The sequence below is a fragment of the Micromonospora sp. NPDC005163 genome (genome assembly GCF_053599835.1).
In genome coordinates, this window is the sequence record NZ_JBSFYP010000012.1 from 67,772 (window position 1) to 85,912 (window position 18,141).

Annotated in this window: 16 protein-coding genes; 6 read left to right on the top strand and 10 right to left on the bottom strand. The window is 72.0% G+C overall.

The window, feature by feature from the left end; translation table 11 throughout:
- Positions 1 to 7: 7 nt before the first annotated feature.
- From ACWD6N_RS11435 to ACWD6N_RS11450, 4 genes are read left to right on the top strand one after another with little or no spacing between them, the layout of a single operon-like run.
- A complete protein-coding gene (locus ACWD6N_RS11435) occupies positions 8 to 988 on the top strand; it encodes a multicopper oxidase domain-containing protein (RefSeq protein WP_387326413.1) in 981 nt (326 codons plus the stop codon).
- Positions 989 to 1,002: 14 nt separating this feature from the next.
- Positions 1,003 to 1,545: a hypothetical protein gene (locus ACWD6N_RS11440; protein WP_354966836.1), complete on the top strand. Its 543-nt coding sequence runs from the start codon at positions 1,003 to 1,005 to the stop codon at positions 1,543 to 1,545.
- The gene (locus ACWD6N_RS11445) at positions 1,529 to 3,427 is read left to right on the top strand and encodes a copper resistance CopC/CopD family protein (protein ID WP_450004684.1); all 1,899 of its coding nucleotides are present in this window, start codon (positions 1,529 to 1,531) and stop codon (positions 3,425 to 3,427) included. Before ACWD6N_RS11440 ends, ACWD6N_RS11445 begins: the two co-directional genes overlap by 17 nt.
- Positions 3,424 to 5,697 (top strand): S8 family serine peptidase, encoded by a 2,274-nt coding sequence (locus tag ACWD6N_RS11450; protein WP_449936842.1) that lies wholly within the window; start codon positions 3,424 to 3,426, stop codon positions 5,695 to 5,697. Before ACWD6N_RS11445 ends, ACWD6N_RS11450 begins: the two co-directional genes overlap by 4 nt.
- 51 nt (positions 5,698 to 5,748) lie before the next feature.
- Here ACWD6N_RS11450 and ACWD6N_RS11455 read toward each other — a convergent pair whose 3' ends face one another.
- From ACWD6N_RS11455 to ACWD6N_RS11465, 3 genes are all read right to left on the bottom strand, one after another.
- Entirely contained in the window at positions 5,749 to 7,005 is a 1,257-nt protein-coding gene (locus ACWD6N_RS11455; RefSeq protein ID WP_387326422.1) for an NAD(P)/FAD-dependent oxidoreductase, read from the bottom strand.
- A gap of 28 nt (positions 7,006 to 7,033) precedes the next feature.
- On the bottom strand, positions 7,034 to 7,630 hold the full coding sequence (gene folE / locus ACWD6N_RS11460; protein WP_387326424.1) for a GTP cyclohydrolase I FolE: 597 nt from the start codon (positions 7,628 to 7,630) through the stop codon (positions 7,034 to 7,036).
- 91 nt (positions 7,631 to 7,721) lie between these two features.
- Positions 7,722 to 7,883: a hypothetical protein gene (locus tag ACWD6N_RS11465; protein ID WP_354966831.1), complete on the bottom strand. Its 162-nt coding sequence runs from the start codon at positions 7,881 to 7,883 to the stop codon at positions 7,722 to 7,724.
- Between the two features lie 72 nt (positions 7,884 to 7,955).
- Between ACWD6N_RS11465 and ACWD6N_RS11470 the strand changes: the two genes are divergently transcribed.
- On the top strand, positions 7,956 to 8,618 hold the full coding sequence (locus ACWD6N_RS11470; RefSeq protein WP_387326427.1) for a helix-turn-helix transcriptional regulator: 663 nt from the start codon (positions 7,956 to 7,958) through the stop codon (positions 8,616 to 8,618).
- Between the two features lie 112 nt (positions 8,619 to 8,730).
- Here the strand turns inward: ACWD6N_RS11470 and ACWD6N_RS11475 are convergent, their stop codons facing one another.
- The 5 genes from ACWD6N_RS11475 to ACWD6N_RS11495 all read right to left on the bottom strand — a co-directional run bounded on the left by ACWD6N_RS11475 (position 8,731) and on the right by ACWD6N_RS11495 (position 14,150).
- Complete coding sequence (locus ACWD6N_RS11475) at positions 8,731 to 9,480, bottom strand: DinB family protein (protein WP_387326430.1); 750 nt, start codon at positions 9,478 to 9,480, stop codon at positions 8,731 to 8,733.
- Between the two features lie 138 nt (positions 9,481 to 9,618).
- Positions 9,619 to 10,812 (bottom strand): erythromycin esterase family protein, encoded by a 1,194-nt coding sequence (locus tag ACWD6N_RS11480; RefSeq protein ID WP_387326433.1) that lies wholly within the window; start codon positions 10,810 to 10,812, stop codon positions 9,619 to 9,621.
- Between the two features lie 73 nt (positions 10,813 to 10,885).
- Positions 10,886 to 12,712 (bottom strand): glycoside hydrolase family 15 protein, encoded by a 1,827-nt coding sequence (locus ACWD6N_RS11485; RefSeq protein ID WP_387326436.1) that lies wholly within the window; start codon positions 12,710 to 12,712, stop codon positions 10,886 to 10,888.
- A gap of 34 nt (positions 12,713 to 12,746) precedes the next feature.
- Positions 12,747 to 13,223: a hypothetical protein gene (locus ACWD6N_RS11490; protein WP_354966826.1), complete on the bottom strand. Its 477-nt coding sequence runs from the start codon at positions 13,221 to 13,223 to the stop codon at positions 12,747 to 12,749.
- Between the two features lie 291 nt (positions 13,224 to 13,514).
- Positions 13,515 to 14,150 (bottom strand): class I SAM-dependent methyltransferase, encoded by a 636-nt coding sequence (locus ACWD6N_RS11495; RefSeq protein ID WP_354966825.1) that lies wholly within the window; start codon positions 14,148 to 14,150, stop codon positions 13,515 to 13,517.
- A gap of 95 nt (positions 14,151 to 14,245) precedes the next feature.
- Here ACWD6N_RS11495 and ACWD6N_RS11500 point away from each other — a divergent pair, with 95 nt between their 5' ends.
- Positions 14,246 to 14,839 (top strand): helix-turn-helix domain-containing protein, encoded by a 594-nt coding sequence (locus ACWD6N_RS11500; protein WP_354966824.1) that lies wholly within the window; start codon positions 14,246 to 14,248, stop codon positions 14,837 to 14,839.
- Here ACWD6N_RS11500 and ACWD6N_RS11505 read toward each other — a convergent pair.
- Positions 14,825 to 15,769, bottom strand: a complete 945-nt coding sequence (locus ACWD6N_RS11505) for a PfkB family carbohydrate kinase (protein ID WP_354966823.1) — start codon at positions 15,767 to 15,769, stop codon at positions 14,825 to 14,827. The genes ACWD6N_RS11500 and ACWD6N_RS11505 overlap by 15 nt on opposite strands.
- Before the next feature lie 70 nt (positions 15,770 to 15,839).
- The gene (locus tag ACWD6N_RS11510) at positions 15,840 to 17,996 is read right to left on the bottom strand and encodes an amylo-alpha-1,6-glucosidase (protein ID WP_354966822.1); all 2,157 of its coding nucleotides are present in this window, start codon (positions 17,994 to 17,996) and stop codon (positions 15,840 to 15,842) included.
- Between the last annotated feature and the right edge of the window lie 145 nt (positions 17,997 to 18,141).

The following is an 18,141-nucleotide window of genomic DNA, read 5'->3' on the forward strand; positions in this document are numbered from 1 at the left end:
ATCGGCGATGCGCGCACATGCGTGGAAGACGACGACCAGGAGTCTGCTCGTCCTGGTCCTGATCGCCGCCGGGCTCGGGGTTGGCAGCCCGAGCGTCTCGGCCGCACCGGTATCCATCAACGTGTGCGCGAAGGCCGGTAGCGTCACCCTGGCCGGTGGAGTGAACGTCCCGATCTGGGGCTTCGGCACGACGGCAACGCCGGGGAACTGTGCCGGCGTCACGCCGGTCCTGCCGGGGCCGCCCCTGACCGTCAACGTCGGGGACACCGTCACGCTCGCGGTCACCAACAACCTCCCCGCCGGCCACCCGCTCTCGTTCGAGATCCCGGGCATCGCCTTCAACGCGGGACCGGCCGACGCCGCCGTCGGCGCGACGGTCACCCGTACCTTCACGGCCAACGCGCCCGGCACCTACCTGTACGGCAGCGGCGGCGATGCCGGACGCCAGGCGGCGATGGGGCTCTCCGGTGCGCTCGTTGTCCGGCCGGCGACGCCCAACCAGGCCTACAACTCCACGACGACCGCGTACGACGTGGAGGCCCTGCTCGTCCTGAGCGCCATCGACCCCGCCTTCAACGCCGCACCCGCGACCTTCGACATGCACGCCTACCGGGCGACGTACTGGCTCATCAACGGCAGGGCCTACCCGGACACGGCACCGGGCATCACGGCGGCAGCCGGACAACGCGTGCTGCTGCGCTATCTGAACGCCGGCTACGACAACACGACGATGCTGCTGCTCGGCATGCACGAGCGGGTGCTCGCCCGCGACGCCCGGCCGCTGAACGTCCCCTTCGACGCGAACGCCGAGACGATCCCGGCTGGCGCGACCGAGGACGCGATCGCCACGATGCCGGCCGGGTCCGGACCGAGCCCACACGGATTCCCGCTGTACAACCGCCAGCAGCACCTCACCAACGGCGTGCAGACCGGCACCGGCCCGACCCCGGCGACCGGCGGCGGGATGCTGACTTTCATCCACCATTGAGGTGAGGTACGGCCATGAGCGATCCACTCGATCGGGGCGGCACCCCGGTTGCGGGAAGGGGCCGGTGGCGCTGGGGCGGGCGGCACGCGCGCCTCGCCGGGGGGCTCACCGGCTTCGTCCTGGCGATCGCGCTGACCGCGTTCGCCCTGTCGGCCTGGCGCGCCTCGACGGACGACGCGAAGACCGCCGACAACCCCGTCCCGGCGGCCTGGGCGCGGCCGGTCGTGGACGCCGACAGTCTCGGCCAGCGCAGCGGCGTTCGGATCACCCGGGTGGCGGTCACCGGTGGGGGAGGACTGGTCGACCTGCGTTTCACGATCGTCGACCCGGAACTGGCCAACACCCTGCACGACGCGGGCACCCCACCGGCCGTGGTGGACGAGCGGACCGGTCTCGTGGCCCACGAGCTGCTGATGAACCATTCCCACACCGGCGCGTACCGGACCGGCGTGACCTACTACCTGGTGTTCGAGAACCCCGGAAACTGGATCCATCGCGGCGGCAGGGTCAGCGTGCTGCTGGGCAATGCGCAGGTGGAGCATGTCGCGGTCCGCTGACCCGGCCCGCCGGCCGGATGCCCGCATCTGGTTGCGGCTGCTCGGCACAGCCGGTGCGCTCCTGCTCGTCCTCCTGCCGGCGCGGCCCGCGGCCGCCCACGCGGTGCTGGTCGAGTCGCAGCCCGCCAACGGCACGACCGTCACCGCGGTGCCCCGTGTCGCGCTGCTGCGCTTCAGCGAGGACATCTCGCCCGAGTTCAGCGCCGCGTCGCTGCTCGACAGCACCGGGCGGGCCGTCGAGGGTACTCGTATCGCGACCGACCGCCGGGGCGCTCGCCAGCTCGTGCTCGAGCTGCCAACGCTCGCACCAGGGACGTACGGCATCGCCTGGCGCGTCCTCGCAGAGGACGACGGGCACACCACGGACGGGGTCGTGATCTTCACGGTCGGGAGCCCGTCGCCCGGTGCGCCGGCGCTGCAGGCCGCCGAATTCCGGGACGGCACGCCGCCACCGGACATCGTCCGCCGGTGGCTCGGCCTGTGCCTGCTCGCCGGGCTGATCGGCGGACTGGCAGTCGCCGCGGTCGTGCTCCGCCCCGTCGGCGCAGCGGCGGCTGAGCCGATCCGCGTTGCCGTCGACGAGGCGCGTCGGCGGGCGCTCACGCTCGCGGCCGGCGCGGGCGGGCTGGCGGCGGTCGTCGGCGGTGCCGACCTGGTCGCCCAGACGTACCGGTCGGGTCCGCTCGGCTTCTCGACGGCCGCCACCCTGCTGTCCGGCACCCGCTGGGGCAACCTCTGGCTGGCCCGTGAGGCGATGCTGCTCGCCCTTGCCGCCGTCGCCGCCGCCCTGCGATCCCCGGCCCGAGGGCCGCACCTTCGCGGCCCGGCACCGTGGGTGGCCGTCGGGTTGCTCGGGTCGGTCGCCGTGACGGTCGAGGCACTCGGCGGCCACGCCGCATCGGTCGGGGCCACGCGAACCGTGGCAGTCGCCGCGATCGCCGTGCACGCCCTGACCGCCTGCCTGTGGCTGGGCGGCGTTGTCACGCTGGCGGTGGTGCTCGCCCGCCGCGGTGGACCGGCCGCCGGCCGGGGCGACCTGCTGAAGGCCGTCGGTCACCGCTTCACGGTGCTGGCCGCCGTCTGCGTGGCGCTGGTCGTGGCGACCGGACTCTACAGCGCCGGGCGCGAGGTCGAGTCGGTGCGCGCGCTGGTCGACACGACGTACAGCCGGCTGCTGATCGCCAAGGGCGTGCTGCTGTCGGTGGCGGGCGGCCTCGGCCTGGCCAGCGCCCTCCGACTGCACGGGCGGACAGCGGCCCGGCTCGCCGCACCGCCGTCGCGACGGCTCCTCGCGGCCGAGGCCACGGCGGGTGTCGTGCTCCTGCTCCTGGCGGGAGCGCTGGTCGAGACGCCTCCGCCGAGGCAGTCCACGGCCCTCGACGCCGGCGCCCCCACCGCCGTCACGCGGAACGGATCCGTCGGCGACGTCGTGGTCTCGGTGACGGTCACCCCCAATCAGCCCGGCACCAACGGGTTCACGGTTCTCGCCGCGAGCTCGCGCCGCCCACCACCGGCGGAAATCGAGGACGTCACCGTCGAGTTCGACCGCGGATCAACCGCCGTGCCCCTGCGCGAGATCGAGCCGGGCCGGTACTTCGGCATCGGCAACCTGTCCGGACCCGGACTCGTACAGGTCACAGCGGTGATCCACCGCGGCGGAGCGCGCCTGACGGTGCCCCTCCAATGGTCGGTATCCGCACCGGCGGCCGCGCCGCCGCCGTCCCGCGACCGGCTCGCTCCGATCGCCAACGCTGCCGCGGCCGCCGTGCTCGGCCTACTGGCGGTGCTCGCCGGCTGGCGCCTGACGGCCGTGCGGCACCGCCGGCCGGCAGCCATGCCCACCGGCGAAGTTGCGCAGAGGATCCGGGAGGATGCCCGATGAGGCGAACCGTTGTCGCCGCCGCTCTCGCCGTGGCCTTGATGGCCTCCGGGACGGCGAGCCCCAGAGCCGGGACGGCGTCCGCCGATGCCGGCCCGACGGCCTCCGCGGAACGTGCCGGCATGGTGCGGGCCATCGTCGTGCTCAGGTCCCAGGTCGACCCGAACACGGTCGTGGCGCCGAGCCGCCACCGGCGCACGGTCGCGCTCGTACGTGCCCTGCGCGCTCGGGCGGGCGCCGATCAGACCGGCATGCTCGGCCTGCTCGCCCGGCGACGCGGGCAGGGCCTGGTGGCCGACGTGCTGCCCCTGTGGGTGGTCAACGCGGTCGCGATAGTCGCCCAGCCGTCGGTGATCGCCGAACTCGCGGCACGGCCCGACGTGCGCGAGATCCGCCCCGACCGTGCGGTCCAGGCCCCGCCGTCGACGGCCGGCCCGTCGACCACAGCCGCCCCCGTGGAGCCGAACATCGCCGCGGTCAACGCCCCGGCGCTGTGGAGCCTCGGCCTCACCGGCCAGGGAACGGTGGTGGCGACGATGGACACCGGAGTGGACGGCAGCCATGCGGAACTCACCGCGAGCTGGCGCGGCGGCAGCAACAGCTGGTACGACCCGAACGGCGAACACCCGGCGACGCCGACCGACGTCAACGGGCACGGGACGGCGACGATGGGCGTGCTGGTCGGAGGTTCCGCGGGGGGCACGTCGATCGGCGTCGCGCCGGGCGCGAAGTGGATCGCCGTCAAGATCTTCAACGACCACGGCAGCACCACCACCTCGCGGATCCATCTGGGCTTCCAGTGGCTGCTCGACCCCGACGGCAACCCGGCCACGCCGGACGCACCCGACGTGGTCAACAACTCCTGGAGCGGCAGCATCGGCGGGTGCAATCTCGACTTCCAGCCGGACCTGCGCAACCTGCGGGCGGCCGGCATCCTGCCGGTCTTCTCCGCCGGCAACTACGGGCCCGATCCCTCCACCGTGCTCAGCCCGGCCAACAACCCGGAGGCCCTCTCGGTGGGCGCCGTCGACGACGGCGGGGTCATCGACCCATCGAGCAGTCGCGGCCCGTCCGCGTGTGCCCAGGCGATCGCGCCGCGGCTCAGCGCGCCCGGCGTCGGCGTTCGGACCACCGACCTGTACGGCGGCTATCGTGACGTGTCCGGCACGTCGCTGGCCGCGCCGCACGTCGCCGGGGTGCTCGCCCTGCTGCTCGGCGCGTTCCCCGACCTCGGCGCGGACCGCCAGCAGAGCGCGCTGGAGAGCGCCGCGGTGGATCTGGGGAAGCCCGGACCGGACAACACGTACGGGCACGGCAGGGTGGACGCGCTCGCCGCCTACCAGTGGCTCGCCACGGCGCCCGACTTCAACGTGGCGGCGTCGCCTCCCGAAGCGACGACCGTCCCGGGCGGCACGGTCACGTACACCGTCGCCGTCTCGGGCGTGCACGGCTTCGCCGGGGACGTGGCGCTCGCGCTCGGCGGCCTCTCCGGCACACCGGCCACCTGGACGATCACCCCGGCCGTCATCGCGGGTGGAACGGGCTCCGCCCAGGTGGCCGTCACCACGGCGTCCACGATCGCGGCCGGGACCTACCCACTGACCCTCACCGCCACCAGCGGCGGACTGAGCCGGACGGCGGTGATGCTGCTGGTGGTGAGCCCGCCGCCCGACTTCGGCCTCGTCGCCGCGCCGACCTCCGCCGGCGTCGTCGCGGGCGGCAGCACCGGTTACACGATCGGCGTCACCGGCCTGAACGGGTTCACCGGCACAGTCGGGCTGAGCCTGAGCGGCCTGCCGGCCTCGGTCGGCACGGGATCCTTCTCGCCGTCGGTCGTCGTCAGACCGGGCAGCGCGAGCCTGCGCATCGCGACGTCGGGGTCGGCGCCGCCAGGGACGTACGCCTTGACGGTGACGGGTACGAGCAGCTCGAAGAGCCACTCCACCGGGATCACGCTGGTGGTCACCCCGGCACCGGACTTCTCGCTTACTGTCTCGCCGTCGGCGGCGACGGTGCAGCGGGGCCAGACCGCCACCTACGCCGTGTCGACCTCGACGATCGGCGGATTCGCTGGCACCGTGGCATTGTCGGTAACCGGGCTGCCAACCGTCTCGTCGGCCAGCTTCACGCCGAACCCCGTCGGCGCCGCCGGCGCCTCCACCCTGCGGGTGAACACCGCCAGCCGGACCCCGCGCGGCACGTTCGCGATGGTCATCACCGGCACCAGCGGCTCGCTGGTCCACCAGGCCACCGCGACGCTGATTGTCCGCTAGAAGGAGGCCGACCACGCCAACCCGGAGCGTCGTGCACGTTCTCAACGCCGCCTATCCGAGCTGCGTCCCGGGTGCCGAGGGCGGCTGCAGCTCGTCGAGCGGCACGGCGGGGTCGGCCAGTCGGTCGAGGTCGACCGGCTGGGCTGTCGCGACGAGCCGCCGAATCGACGGGCCGACGTCCCACACGTTGACGTTCATGCCGGCGAGCACCCGCCCGCCGGCGGTCCAGAAGGCGATGAACTCGCGCTTGGCGACGTCGCCCCGGACGACGACCCGGTCGAACGCCTCGGGCGGGGCGTGTCCGACGTACTCCATTCCCAGGTCGTACTGGTCGGTGTAGAAGTAGGGCAGGTCGTCGTAGCTGACGGGCTGCCCCAGCATGGCGCGGGCCGCCGCGGCGCCGCCGTGGAGTGCGTTGGCCCAGTGCTCGACGCGCAGGCGCCGGCGCAGCACGGGATGGTAGGCGTTGGCGACGTCACCGGCGGCGTAGATCTCCGGGTCGGCGGTGCGCAGGGACGCGTCGACGACGATTCCGTTCTCGACGGTGAGGCCGGCCGCTGTCGCCAGCTCAGTGTTCGGCTGTACGCCCACGGCCACCACCACGGCGTCGGCGGGCAACTCGGTGCCGTCGGCCAGCAGGACCGAGGAGACGCGACCGGTGCCGCGGATCTCACGGACCTCGGCGCCGAAGTGAAAGGTGACGCCGTGGTCCCGGTGCAGGTCGGCGAACACCCGGGCGATCTCGTCGCCGAGCACCCGGCGCAACGGCAGCGCGGCCGTTTCGACGATGTCGACGGTGGCGCCGCGCTGCCGGGCGGCGGCGGCGACCTCCAGGCCGATCCACCCCGCTCCGATGATCACGACGTGCGCGCCGTCCACCAGCGCCGCGGCGATTCGACGGCTGTCGGCGAGGGTGCGCAGCCGCAGCACCCCGTCCAGGTGGACGCCGGGTGCCGCGAGGTCGCGGGGTCTGGAGCCGGTCGCCAGCAGCAGCTTGTCGTAGCGGATCCGCTGGCCGTCGGCGAGCTGGACCTGCCCGTCGGAGCGATCGACGGCGACGGCACGCACGGCGGTGCGCAGGTCGACGTCGTGCTCCGCGTACCACCCGGCGTCGTGCACGTACACGCTGTCGGGTTCGGCGCCGCCGGTCAGCAGACCCTTGGACAGTGGCGGCCGCTCGTACGGTCGCTCCGACTCGTCGCCGATCACGACGATCCCGCCGTCGAAGCCCTCCTCCCGCAGCGTCTGCGCTGCCCGCGCGGCGGCGAGCCCGGCTCCCACGATTACGAACGTGCCGGTCTTCGACATCGGTCCAGCTCCTTTCGAGGTGCGTCGATCAGCGGTGGCCGATTCCGGTCAGGGTGAAGAACTCGGCGCGCGAGCGGTGGTCGTCGCGCAGGGTGCCGAGCAGGGTGGAGGTGATGGTGCTGCTGCCCACGGCCCGGACGCCGCGCAGCGTCATGCACAGGTGTTCGGCTTCGATGACCACACCGACGCCGCGCGGGCGCAGTTGGCTGGTCAGCCAGTCGGCGATCTGTTTGGTCAGGCGTTCCTGGACCTGCGGGCCGTGGGCGAACAGTTCGACCACCCGGGCCAGTTTGGACAGTCCCAGGATGCGTTCGCCGGGCAGGTAGCCGACGTGCGCGACGCCGACGAACGGCAGCAGGTGGTGTTCGCAGACCGACCGGATCGGGATGGCCCGGGCCAGCACCAGCTCGTCGTAGCCTTCGTTGTTGTCGAAGGTGGTCAGCTGGAACTCGCGCGGGGTGAGCAGCTCGGCGTAGGCGCGGGCCATCCGGCCCGGGGTGTCGGCGAGCCCGTTGGCGGACAGGTCGACGCCGAGCGCGGTCAGGAACTCCGCCGCCGCCCGTTCGGCGGCGGCCGGGTCGCGGCGGGGACGCTCGTGCTGCACCCGAAGGGCGGTGACACTCACCTCAGCGACCTCCCACGCCGAGGGCCGCGGGCGCGGTCGGGACCAGTCGGGGAGCCGTGCGTGATCCAGGTGCCGAGTGCGGCGATGCCCATCAGGAGTTCTCCTTGTCTGTGCTGTTGTGGCCCTGCGCCCGGATGGTCTCGTCGGCGACGTGCACGCCGTACCGGTGGACCAGTTCGCCGCCGAGGTGACCGGCGACGGTCAGCCTTGCGGAAGGTCGAAGGCGAAGCTGGATATTTTCACCAACGCTCATTGGTGTTATCGATCATGCTCCCCCAGCGCGGCAGGAATTTCAATAGCCTTCGCTGGTGATAATCTCGGCGCTGTGAGCACGGGCGAGCGCTGGAGCGCGATGGCCTCGCTCGTCGACCGGTCCCGACGGGCGCTGTACGACTACGTGTACCGGGCCGACCACCCCGTCACCCGGGAGGAGGCGGCCGAGGCGCACGGCATGTCCCGCAACCTCACCGCGTTCCACCTCGACAAGCTCGTCGAGTCCGGTCTGCTGCGGGCCCACTATCAGGCGCCGACCGACCAGCCCCGGGGCCGCGGCCGGACGCCGAAGGTCTACGAGGCGGCCGGCGACGGCGTGGCGATCACCGTTCCCGAGCGACGCTACGAGCTCATCGCCGAGATCCTCGCCGACGCGGTCGCCGACGACCCGCACGACGCCCCCGAGGCGGCGCGACGGCACGCACGGCGACGCGGCCGGGACATCGGAGCACGGGTACGCGACTCCGGCGAGGACCTCATCCCCGTGCTCGCCGGACTCGGCTTCGAACCCGAGACGCTCAGCGACCATGTGCTGCTGCGCAACTGCCCGTTCCACGCCCTCGCCACCCGGCAGACCGCCCTGGTGTGCGGCCTCAACCACGCGTTCCTCACCGGCATGATCGACGGCGCGGGACGCACCGACCTGTTGCCCCGGCTCGCGCCGCGTCCCGGGGCCTGCTGCGTCCGGTTGGACGGCCCGCCGGAGCACCTCTGAGAACACGCCCCAGGCCTGAAACTGTCGGAGGTCGCCCGCACCGGCTCGCCCGCACCGGCTCGGCTGCGCCGGCTCGGCTGCGCCGGCTCGACTGCGCCGGCTCAGTGCAAGGTCATGCGAGGACGCGCGTGGACCCGGGGTCGTGGTCCTGCGCGTCGAGGTCACGCAGCGCGAAGCGGAGGTGTTCCCACTCCTCGTCGATGATCACGTGAAGGCAGTGCAGGACCGGCTCCTGGTGGTCGGGTGACCATGCGGTGGGGCGAGGTTCGGCGAGCAGTTCCGGAGTGATGGTCGCGAGGAAGTCCCGAACGCTGGCCTGCCGCTCGGCACGCACCTCGAGGAGCTCTGCGAACGTCGGCTGCTCCGTCGAGAACACCGACATGTCGAAGCCGTCGGTCTCGTACTCGACGTGCGGCTGGCCGAGCGGGTGGAAGGGCTGCGGCAGGCGCAGGATCGCCTTGCCCAGCCACGCGTCGGTGGCGAACGCGAGATGGCGCAACGTCTGCGCGAACGACCACTCGCCGCCGATCGAGACGTCGGCGGCACCCTCGGGCATGGACATCACCCGGTCGACTGCGGCCGCCCAGGCCCGTTCGGTCGCCGCCCACGCCGCGCGGAGGCTGGTCGGGTCCGTGGCCTGCCTCAGCTCGCGCCCGGGGAACCGCCGGTTGAGTTCCGCCTCGACGAGCGGCGCGACGTCGACACCGTTGACCAGGAGCGCACCGTCGGCCAGCCACGGCGCATCGATGTCGAGCCCCCGCACGTCGACGCCGCGCATCACGGCGCCGGCCAGCGTCGACCTGGTGAACCGCGCACCCCGCAGGTCCCTGTCGACAAACGTCGCGGCGTCGTCCCGGGCCATGGCGTCCTCCCACCCTCTTGGCGATCGCGGCGATGCTAGCGCGCCTGTCCGACAACCCGTCGCCTTCCGGGCCGCGGTCGTCGGGGCGGCGCGCGCACCAGTAGTCGACGTTGGACGCCGCCGCCGAGCCCTGCTCCGTCAGGCGTCCTTGACGAAGACGATCCCGTCGGTGCTGGCCACGTGGGCCGGGTCGAGCGGGGAGTAGCCGAACCAGGGGGACACCCGGGCAGCGGGCGTCACCGTGGCGAGGGCGGAGGCCAGTCGGCCGGCGTCGACGACGTGACGGTCCTCCGGCAGCGCGTACAGCAGTCCCTCGATGGTGTCCGGGGGCGGGGAGTCCACGCCATGGTGGCGGATCGTGCCGAGTGCTGTGGCGAGGAAGGCGTACCCCTGGCCCAGGTGGGCGTCGACGATCGCGCCGGCGCCCCACCATTGGACCGGCAGGTCGCCCATCCGCATGCTGCTCCTGTCCCGCTGAAGGTGGCCGTTGTGGGCGTTCACCAGCGCCGGGCCCCGCTCGGAGATGGCGAGCAGGTTGGCGGCCATCATGGAATCCCGTACGCCGAGCAGCCTCGCCATGCGGCTGGGTGACGTGTCGGCCATCGCGAAGTGGTAGCGCAGCAGGCCGATGGCGGTGCGCGCGTACAGGCGTGCCCGGTGCCAGTCCTCGCGTGCGGACGCCGCGATCAGGTGGGGCGTCTGCGCGTCGAGCAGCGCGACGAGCTCGTCGGTGAGCAGCCGCAGCTGTTCGGCGTCGGGCGTCCGCCCCACGGACTGGGACGGGTCCATCATCGCGGCGGGGTTGGTCCACCGGTCGTCGGCGCCGAGCAGGCGGTCGAGCGTCTCCGCGGTGCAGGGAAGAAGGTCGGCGTCGACCCAGGTGGTGACGTAGGCGTGGAGTGCGGTGAGCGCCTGCCGGGGGCTCGCGGCGCCGGTGATCTCCAGCGGGCCGTCGAAACCGGCGAAGCGCAACCGCTCTGCCACGGGCCGGCCGTCGTTGTACGCGCGCATCCAGCGCACCAGCTCCCGGTTGCCCGCGAAGGCGCCCCACTCGTGGCTGAAGCCGCGCTCCATGGCCTCGTCGAGGGTGCCCGTGCCCGAGGTGACGTAGTCGTCCACGATCAGGCCCATCACGCAGTCGCTCTCGATGGCGACCGTCCGGTAGCCCTCCTGCTCGACGAGTTGCCGGAAAAGATCGTTCCGCAGGTCGAGCAGACCTCCCGCGCCGTGGGTCGGCTCACCCAGGGCGAGCAGCCGTGGTCTGGCCGGAAACAACGCCATGACGGAAGAAGCGTCGACGGCGTGGACGGCGTCTGTGATGCCAGCAGTCATGCCTTGAACGGTATCGTTGAACCAACGGTGCAGACTTTTCAGCAGATGTCAGCAGCACAGCGAGGCAAAACCCTCAAAGCGGTAGATGGCTGTTGGGGGCGTCCCGGATGGCGAGTGCGGCTTGGACGAGCGCGGCGTGGGTCAGCGTCTGGGGGTAGTTGCCAAGATGGGTACCGGTCGCCGGGTCCAGCTCTTCGGGATAGAGGCCCAGTGGGCTGGCGTAGCCGAGCATGGTCTCGAACAACTCGACCGCCTCGGTGCGGCGCCCGGTGCGGGCGAGGGCTTGAACCAGCCAGAACGAGCAGGGCAGGAACGCGCCTTCGGTGCCCGGAAAGCCGTCAGACCCCGGCGGATAGCGGTAGAGCAGCGGGCCGCCGGCGGAGAGTTGGTCCCGAATGGCGTCGATGGTGCCCTGCACGTGGGGTGACTCGACGCTGTCCATGTTCAGCAGCGGCAGGACGAGCAGGGCCGCGTCGAGGTCCTCCGAGCCGTATCTGCGCATGTAGCTGCCCGCCGTGGGGTCGAAGCCGGATGCCCGGACCTCGGCGGCGATGGCGTCTCGTGCCTTCTGCCAGCGTCGACGTTGGCGGTCCGGCAGGGCGTGCGTGTCGGCGATGCGCAGCGCGCGGTCCAGCGCGAGCCAGCCCATGAGCTTGGAATGGACGTGTTGGGCAGGTTCGCGGACCTCCCAGATGCCGGCGTCGGGATCCTGCCAGCAACGGGCCACCACGTCGGCGAAGCCGCGCACCGCCCGCCACGTCTCGCTGGAGAGCCTCTGCCCTGCCTGTGCGAACGCCCAGGCGGCGTCGGTCACCCAGCCGTAACCGTCGAGCTGGTGTTGCCCGGCGGCGCCGTTGCCGATCCGTACCGGGACGCTGCCGAGGTAGCCGGGCCAGCCGGCCAGGTCCCGTTCCGCCGGCACGTGGCGCCCGTGCAGGGTGAGCACCGCCGGCAGGCGTGGCCGCTCCAGCCGGCTGGCGTGCAGCAGCCACGCGAGGAAACCGTGGGCCTCGTCGGGTTTGCCCACGCTGAGGAAGGCACTGACGCCGATGCTGGCGTCCCGGGGCCAGACATAGCGGTAGTCCCAGTTCCGTATCCCGCCGGGATTCTCGGGCAGAGACGTTGTGGGTGCGGCCACCGGGGCCCCCGAGGGCGAGTACGTCAGCAGCCGCAGGGTCAACAGACTTCGTACGACGTGTTCCCGGAAAGGCAGTGACCCGTCGATGTCGGCCGTCCAGGACCGCCAGCGGTCTTCGTCCTCGCTCAGCAGGTCCCAGGCCGATGCCGGCTCGACGTGGATCAGCGGTTCGCGATGGGCCACGGCCAGCACGAGTGTGACCGGACGGCCCGGCGTGACCCTGATCCGGGTAGGCCGGCCTGGTTCGATGGTGAGCCCGGGTGTGCTGCCCAGCGAGACCGCGAGGGACCCCCACTCACACACCAGGGCCTCGCGCCGACGCTGGATCCGGGGCCGACGGTGCCGTACACCGAAGCGGGGATCGAACTCGATGACGGCGTCGACCGCCGCGTCAGCGGCCGACAGACGCCGCACGATCAGTGTCGTGGGCAGCAGGCGGCCGCTGACCTCGGTCACCATGGCCTCGGTGAGGGTGAGCCGGCCGCTGCCCACCGCCCATGTCGTCTCCAGGGTGGCGGTGTACTGCCGGTAGCGCCGTTCGACGACCGTGGCCGGCCCGGCCGGGCCGACCCGGAACCTTCCCGCGTCGGCGCCCCCGATCAGCCTGCCGAACAGGGGCTCGCCGTCGAAGCGAGGCACGCAGAGCCAGTCGATCCCGCCGTCACCGGCGACGAGGGCAGCGGTGCGCGTGTCACCGAGCAGCCCGTAGTCGCTGATCGGCGCCGGGTCCCGGGGACAGTTCGTGTCGTTCGCGCCGGTCATGGAGATCGCCGCCGGACGGGTCGTGCGGCGCGGGTCAATCGGCCTGTAGGAGCAGCCCGAGGACCACCCCGTAGAGCACGTGGACGGCGGCCACGACCGCGGGAGTCTGGATGCCGTAGTTGACGGCGAACAGGCCGGGCGGCTCCAGCACGGCCGTGCTGGTCAGGCCCGCCCGCTGGGAGGCCATGCGCGGGTGTACGCCCGGAAGCAGCGGCAGGAGCACCGTCAGCGCGATCCCGACGTGGATGGTCCCGAGCAGCGCCCCGATCCACCAGGTGGCGCGGTGCAGCAGGGCGAACGTGGCCGCATAGCCGAGGGCGAAGCCCTGACCGGCGCAGAGGTGGATAAAGAAGCCGACGACCCGGGCCCGGTCGGGATCCTCGGTGACGAGGGTCCCGAGGACCAGCGGAAAGTCGAGGCGGGTGAGGCCGGCCAGTTGGGCAGTGGTCAGCGCCGCGGTGAGCACCGCGGTGGCGACCAGCCCGAACAAACCCCATCCGGCCCAGTCCATCTCAGCGGTGCGACCGGGCCTGAACGGCCGGACAGTGGTTCCGAGCCGTCGGCACGCGGCACCGTGACGTTCTCTCGGTCATCGGTCCGTCCTTCGGCTGAACAACGTGAAAGGTCTACGGTCCTGATCTGGACGCCCGCGTCGCACCACCTCGGACGACAGGGGCCGCGCCGGCTTTTCACCATAAGTCACCGGGATACGGCATGTTGCCTGCTCGCCGAGATGGCGCCGGGACGGCGCCCACGGACCGATTCGGGGTGCGACGTTCCCGCATCGAGGACGCGGTGTTGATCAGGGGCGTCGTGTGGCGCGCACGACGACGTCGTGCAGCGGACCCGCGTGGCCGCCAGAGCCGGTGACCGTGCGGACGTGCTCCTCGGCGGTGGTGATGTCCCACGCGGTGCTGTCCAGGCCCGCGGTGATGTCCGCGAGGGTGACCGATGCCTCGGCGGGAGGGTGGTGCCCGTGCCCGGTGGCTCCCGGGGTGTGCAGGTGCCCGACGATCAGCAGGGTGCCGCCGGGCGCCACCCATGCAGAGAGGCGGTCGTAGAAGGCCAGTTGCGGCATCGCCGGGTGCGCGTAGTGCGTCGTGACCAGATCGAACCGCACGCCCGGGTCCCAGACGGTCAGGTCCGCTTCAACCCACTGCACGCGCTCGGACACCTCGCTGTTCGCCGCGCGCTCGGCGGCGCGGGCGAGGGCTTCGGGGGCGATGTCGACCGCGGTGACATGCCAGCCGTGCGAGGCGAGCCACATCGCGCCGGCGCCGGTGCCGCACCCGGCATCCAGCGCCGTGCCCGGGACCAGGCTGCTGGTCTCGCGGGCCAGGTACGGCTGCGGCGTACTCCCGGCCATCACCGCGGGTCCGTCCCGGTGCGCCTGGTGCCAGTGCCGCTCCCAGTAGTCCTTGTCGAATCCGTGCGTCATCGGGCCACCCCTTCACCGTCTTCGCGTGTCCTTGACGACTGTGGCCGGCAGTCGAGCGATACGCAAAACTTCTTGCCAAATGGCAAAATGGGGGTATGGGCAACGACCTGGACCGCACGCTCGACGCTGTCGGGCCGAGGCTGAAGCACCTGCGGCTCCGCCGCGGCCTCACGCTCACCGACCTCGCGGAGGAGACCGGCATCTCCGCCAGCACGCTGTCCAGGCTCGAGGCGGGCCTGCGACGCCCCACCCTCGAGCAGCTACTCCCGCTCGCTCGCGCCTACGGCGTCACTCTCGACGAGCTCGTCGACGCGCCACCAACCGGCGACCCCCGCATCAACCTGCGGCCCATCGCCGGCGGCGACGGGTCGACCATCCTGCCCCTGACCCGTAGGCCCGGAGGCATCCAGGCCTACAAGTTCGTCCTCCCGACCGGGGCCGACGACCGCGAACCCGACCTGCGCACCCACGAGGGCTACGACTGGGTCTACGTCCTCAACGGCACGCTGCGCCTGGTCCTCGGCGAGCACCATCTCATCCTCAAACCGGGGGAGGCCGCGGAGTTCGACACCCGAACCCCGCACTGGTTCGGGTCCACCAGCTCCGGTCCCGTCGAGTTCCTCAGCCTCATCGGCAAGCAGGGAGAACGCGCGCACGTCCGCGTAGCACCAGGATCAGGCCCCGAGTAGGGGTGCACGGGCGGCCCGAAGCGCGTCTGCCGTCAGGTTCGGCCGCCCGCCGGGATATCGGACGGTTGCCCCGGCCGCGGCGACGGCGTATCGGGCGGCGACCGGGGGCGGGTCGCCACGCAGTAGCGCCGCGGTCAGCGCGGCGACGAGAGCGTCGCCGGCTCCGGTGGTGTCCACCACCTTCTGATCGGCCAGCGGGACGAGCAGGTGCCCGTCGCCCCACTGCTGGTCGCGCCAGACGAAGAGGTTCCCGGCGTCCACGCCGAAGGCGAGCAGCCGCGGCCCGGCCGCCAGGATGTCGCCGGCGGCGGTCAGCAGCCGGTCGATGTCGTCGGTCGGCGCTGCCGTCCACAAGCGTGCTTCGTGCGCGTCGCCGCGGACGACATCGGCCGCGGCTAGCAACGCCGGGCCGTCGCTGTCGTTGGCCGGTGCACCGTCCAGCACCACAAGCCGACCAGCGTCGTGGGCCAGACGCGCGGCGGTGAGGGCCGCCACGGGCGGCTGCTGCAACTGCACGAGTACGGCGTCCGCGGCGCACAGCAGCTCCGCGGAGGCTTCGACGTCGGCCGCGGTGAGGAGTACCTCGTCGGGCAGGTGTTGCAGGTACCGCCACCGCCCGGCTCCGTCGAGCGCCTCCACGATCAGCCCGGTGGAGGTGTCGGGCCGGCGGGCCACCTGAGTGACGTCCACCCCGTCCCGGGTGGCCTGCGCGAGCAGATGGTCGCCGATGTCGTCGTCGCCCGCCACGGCGACCAGCGCCACCGTCACGCCGAGCTGAACGAGCGCTACCGCCTGGTTGGCGCCTTTGCCGCCCAGCATCTCGCGCCGCCCCCGGACGTCGGCCGCCTGGCCGACCTCCGGCCAGTGGTCGATCTCGAGGACGAGATCGCGGGCGAGCTGGCCGATCACCACCGCGCGGGGACTGCTCATGTCGCTGTTCTACCCCGTACCGGTCATGGCTACCGGTTTGCCGAGACGAGCGGACCGACCCGACGCGGCCCTAGTCTGCGGGCGAGACGCGGCAGTGGGAACCGGTGGCATCGACACTCCAGTGTCGGCCGGCCACCGCCACACGGTGCATGCCGACCCGTCCGAGTTCGTCGGGGACGTGGGCGTCGGCGAGGAGCCCGTCCTCGCCCGGCTCGAGGCCGAGCATCGTGCGCAGAAACAGCAGGGGCGCCCCGCTGGCCCAGGCCTGCGGGTTGCAGGCGGTGGGGTACGGCACGGGCTGGCGACCGAAGGACCGGTCGTAGCCGGAGAGCGCCTCGGGCAGCCGGTGATCGGAGTCCCGGGAGGCCTCCAGCATCGCCATCGCGATCCGGTTCGCTTCCTTCCGGTAGCCGTAACGGGCCAGCCCCGCGGCGATGATGGAGTTGTCGTGCGGCCACACCGTGCCGACGTGGTAGCCGATCGGGTTGTAGCCGATGTCCAGGGCCGACAGGGTGCGTACGCCCCATCCCGAGAACATCTCCGGAGACATGAGCTGTCGCGCGACCTGTCCGGCTCGATCCTCGGGGACGATGCCGCTCCACAGCAGGTGACCCATGTTCGAGGTCATCGAGTCGATGGGCCGTTTGTCGCCGTCCAGGCCGACGGCGTAGTAGCCGCCCCGTTCGGGGATCCAGTAGTCCCGGTTGAACCTCTCGCGCAGGCCTGCGGCCTCGGCGCGCAGGCGGTGGGCCATCGAGGGGTCGTGCCATGGCCCGTCGGCCAGTTCCGCCATGCGCAGTTTCGCGTCATAGGTGTAGCCCTGTGTCTCACAGGTGGCGATCGGCAGGACGGGAATCGTCCCGTCGGCGTACTGCACACCGTCGGGGGAGTCTCGCCAGCACTGGTTGCCGAGGCCCTGGGTGGAGCGGGTGGCGTACTCGACGTAGCCGTCGCCATCGCGATCACCGTGACGGTCGATCCACCGCAGCGCGGCCTCGGCGTTCTCGCGCAGCCGGCACACCAGCTCGGCGTCCCGGGTCCATCGCCAGTATTCGGACAGGAGGATCAGCCAGAGTGGCGTGGTGTCGGCGGCACCGTAGTAGGGACGGTAGGGCTTGATGCCCAGCTGGCTGAGCTCACCCGAGCGGTACTCGTGCAGGATCTTGCCCGGCTCCTGGTCGGTGAAGTCGTCGAACACTCTGGCCTGGTGGTCGGCCAGCACGATGAGTGCTCCCCGGGCAACCTCCGAGCCGCAGGTCATGGTCTGGTACGCCGTGACCAGCGTGTCGCGGCCGAAGGTGGTCAGAAACCACGGCAGACCCGCGGAGAAGAGGACGACCGATTCGCCAGCGATGGTCTTCTCGAGCCGCATGGACACCAGATCGATCGCCGACCTGTGGTAGACGTCGCGCAACAGATCCGCCTCCGCGTGCAGACGCGGCTTCTCCGCCGCCCACCGCGTCGACGGGTCCTCCGGCCCATGATCGAACGTCTCGCCGAACCCGCGCACCACGGGCCGGCGGTCCTCCCCGCCGCACCACAGCGGCACACGCAACTCACAGCTCCACTTCTGTCCCCGCTCGAGGCGCAGGTTCCATACCAGGGCATCGCCGTCGACCAGGTCGGGAGGTGGGTCGGCTTCGACGCTCACCGAGGCGGCGTAGCTGCCGTTGCGGTAGTGGAACCCGAGTGCCGAGGCGCCCCGTCCGTCCTGGCGGGTGATGTCCGGGGTGCGGTCGCGGCCGGACTCCTTGATCTCGAACAGGTCGGCGAAGTCGGTGCCAACCGCCAGGCGCAGCCGGATCGATGTCGGCTCGATGCCGAAATAGCGCAGTTCGACGCGCTCATAGAGGCCGTCGCCGACGAAGCGCTGCCGCCGCACGCCGACCCGATTCGCGGGCAGGTGGGGCAGGTCGGCATTCGCCAGGAAGAACGCCGCCGAGTAGGCGTCGACGGTCCCGGAGGAGAGCACCAGCAGCGGGGCGTCATCGATCGTCAGCTCCCACTGGTTGAGGAACCGGGTGTCGTCGTGGACGAGACCGCCGATCGAGCCCCTCGGCACGTTCCCCGCGGCGTCGGAGAACATGAACGTACGGCCCTCCAGCACACCGACCGCGTCGGGGCCCAACTCCGGAGGCAGGTCTCGGGATGCGCCGCTGGACACCCGCCCCGCCGACATGTCCGGCCACGGATCCACGGGCGTCGGCCGCCGTGATGTCGCGGTCACCCACACCTCCTCAGGTTGCCTGACGTCACCGCACCGGGTTCCCGGCCACACGCAAGTCATCCCGCCGCGTTCGCTGCCAGTGGCGGCTGCGCGAATACGATCGCCGAGCGCCGTCCTGTGCGGTACCGGCCCGACTGTCCGGTTC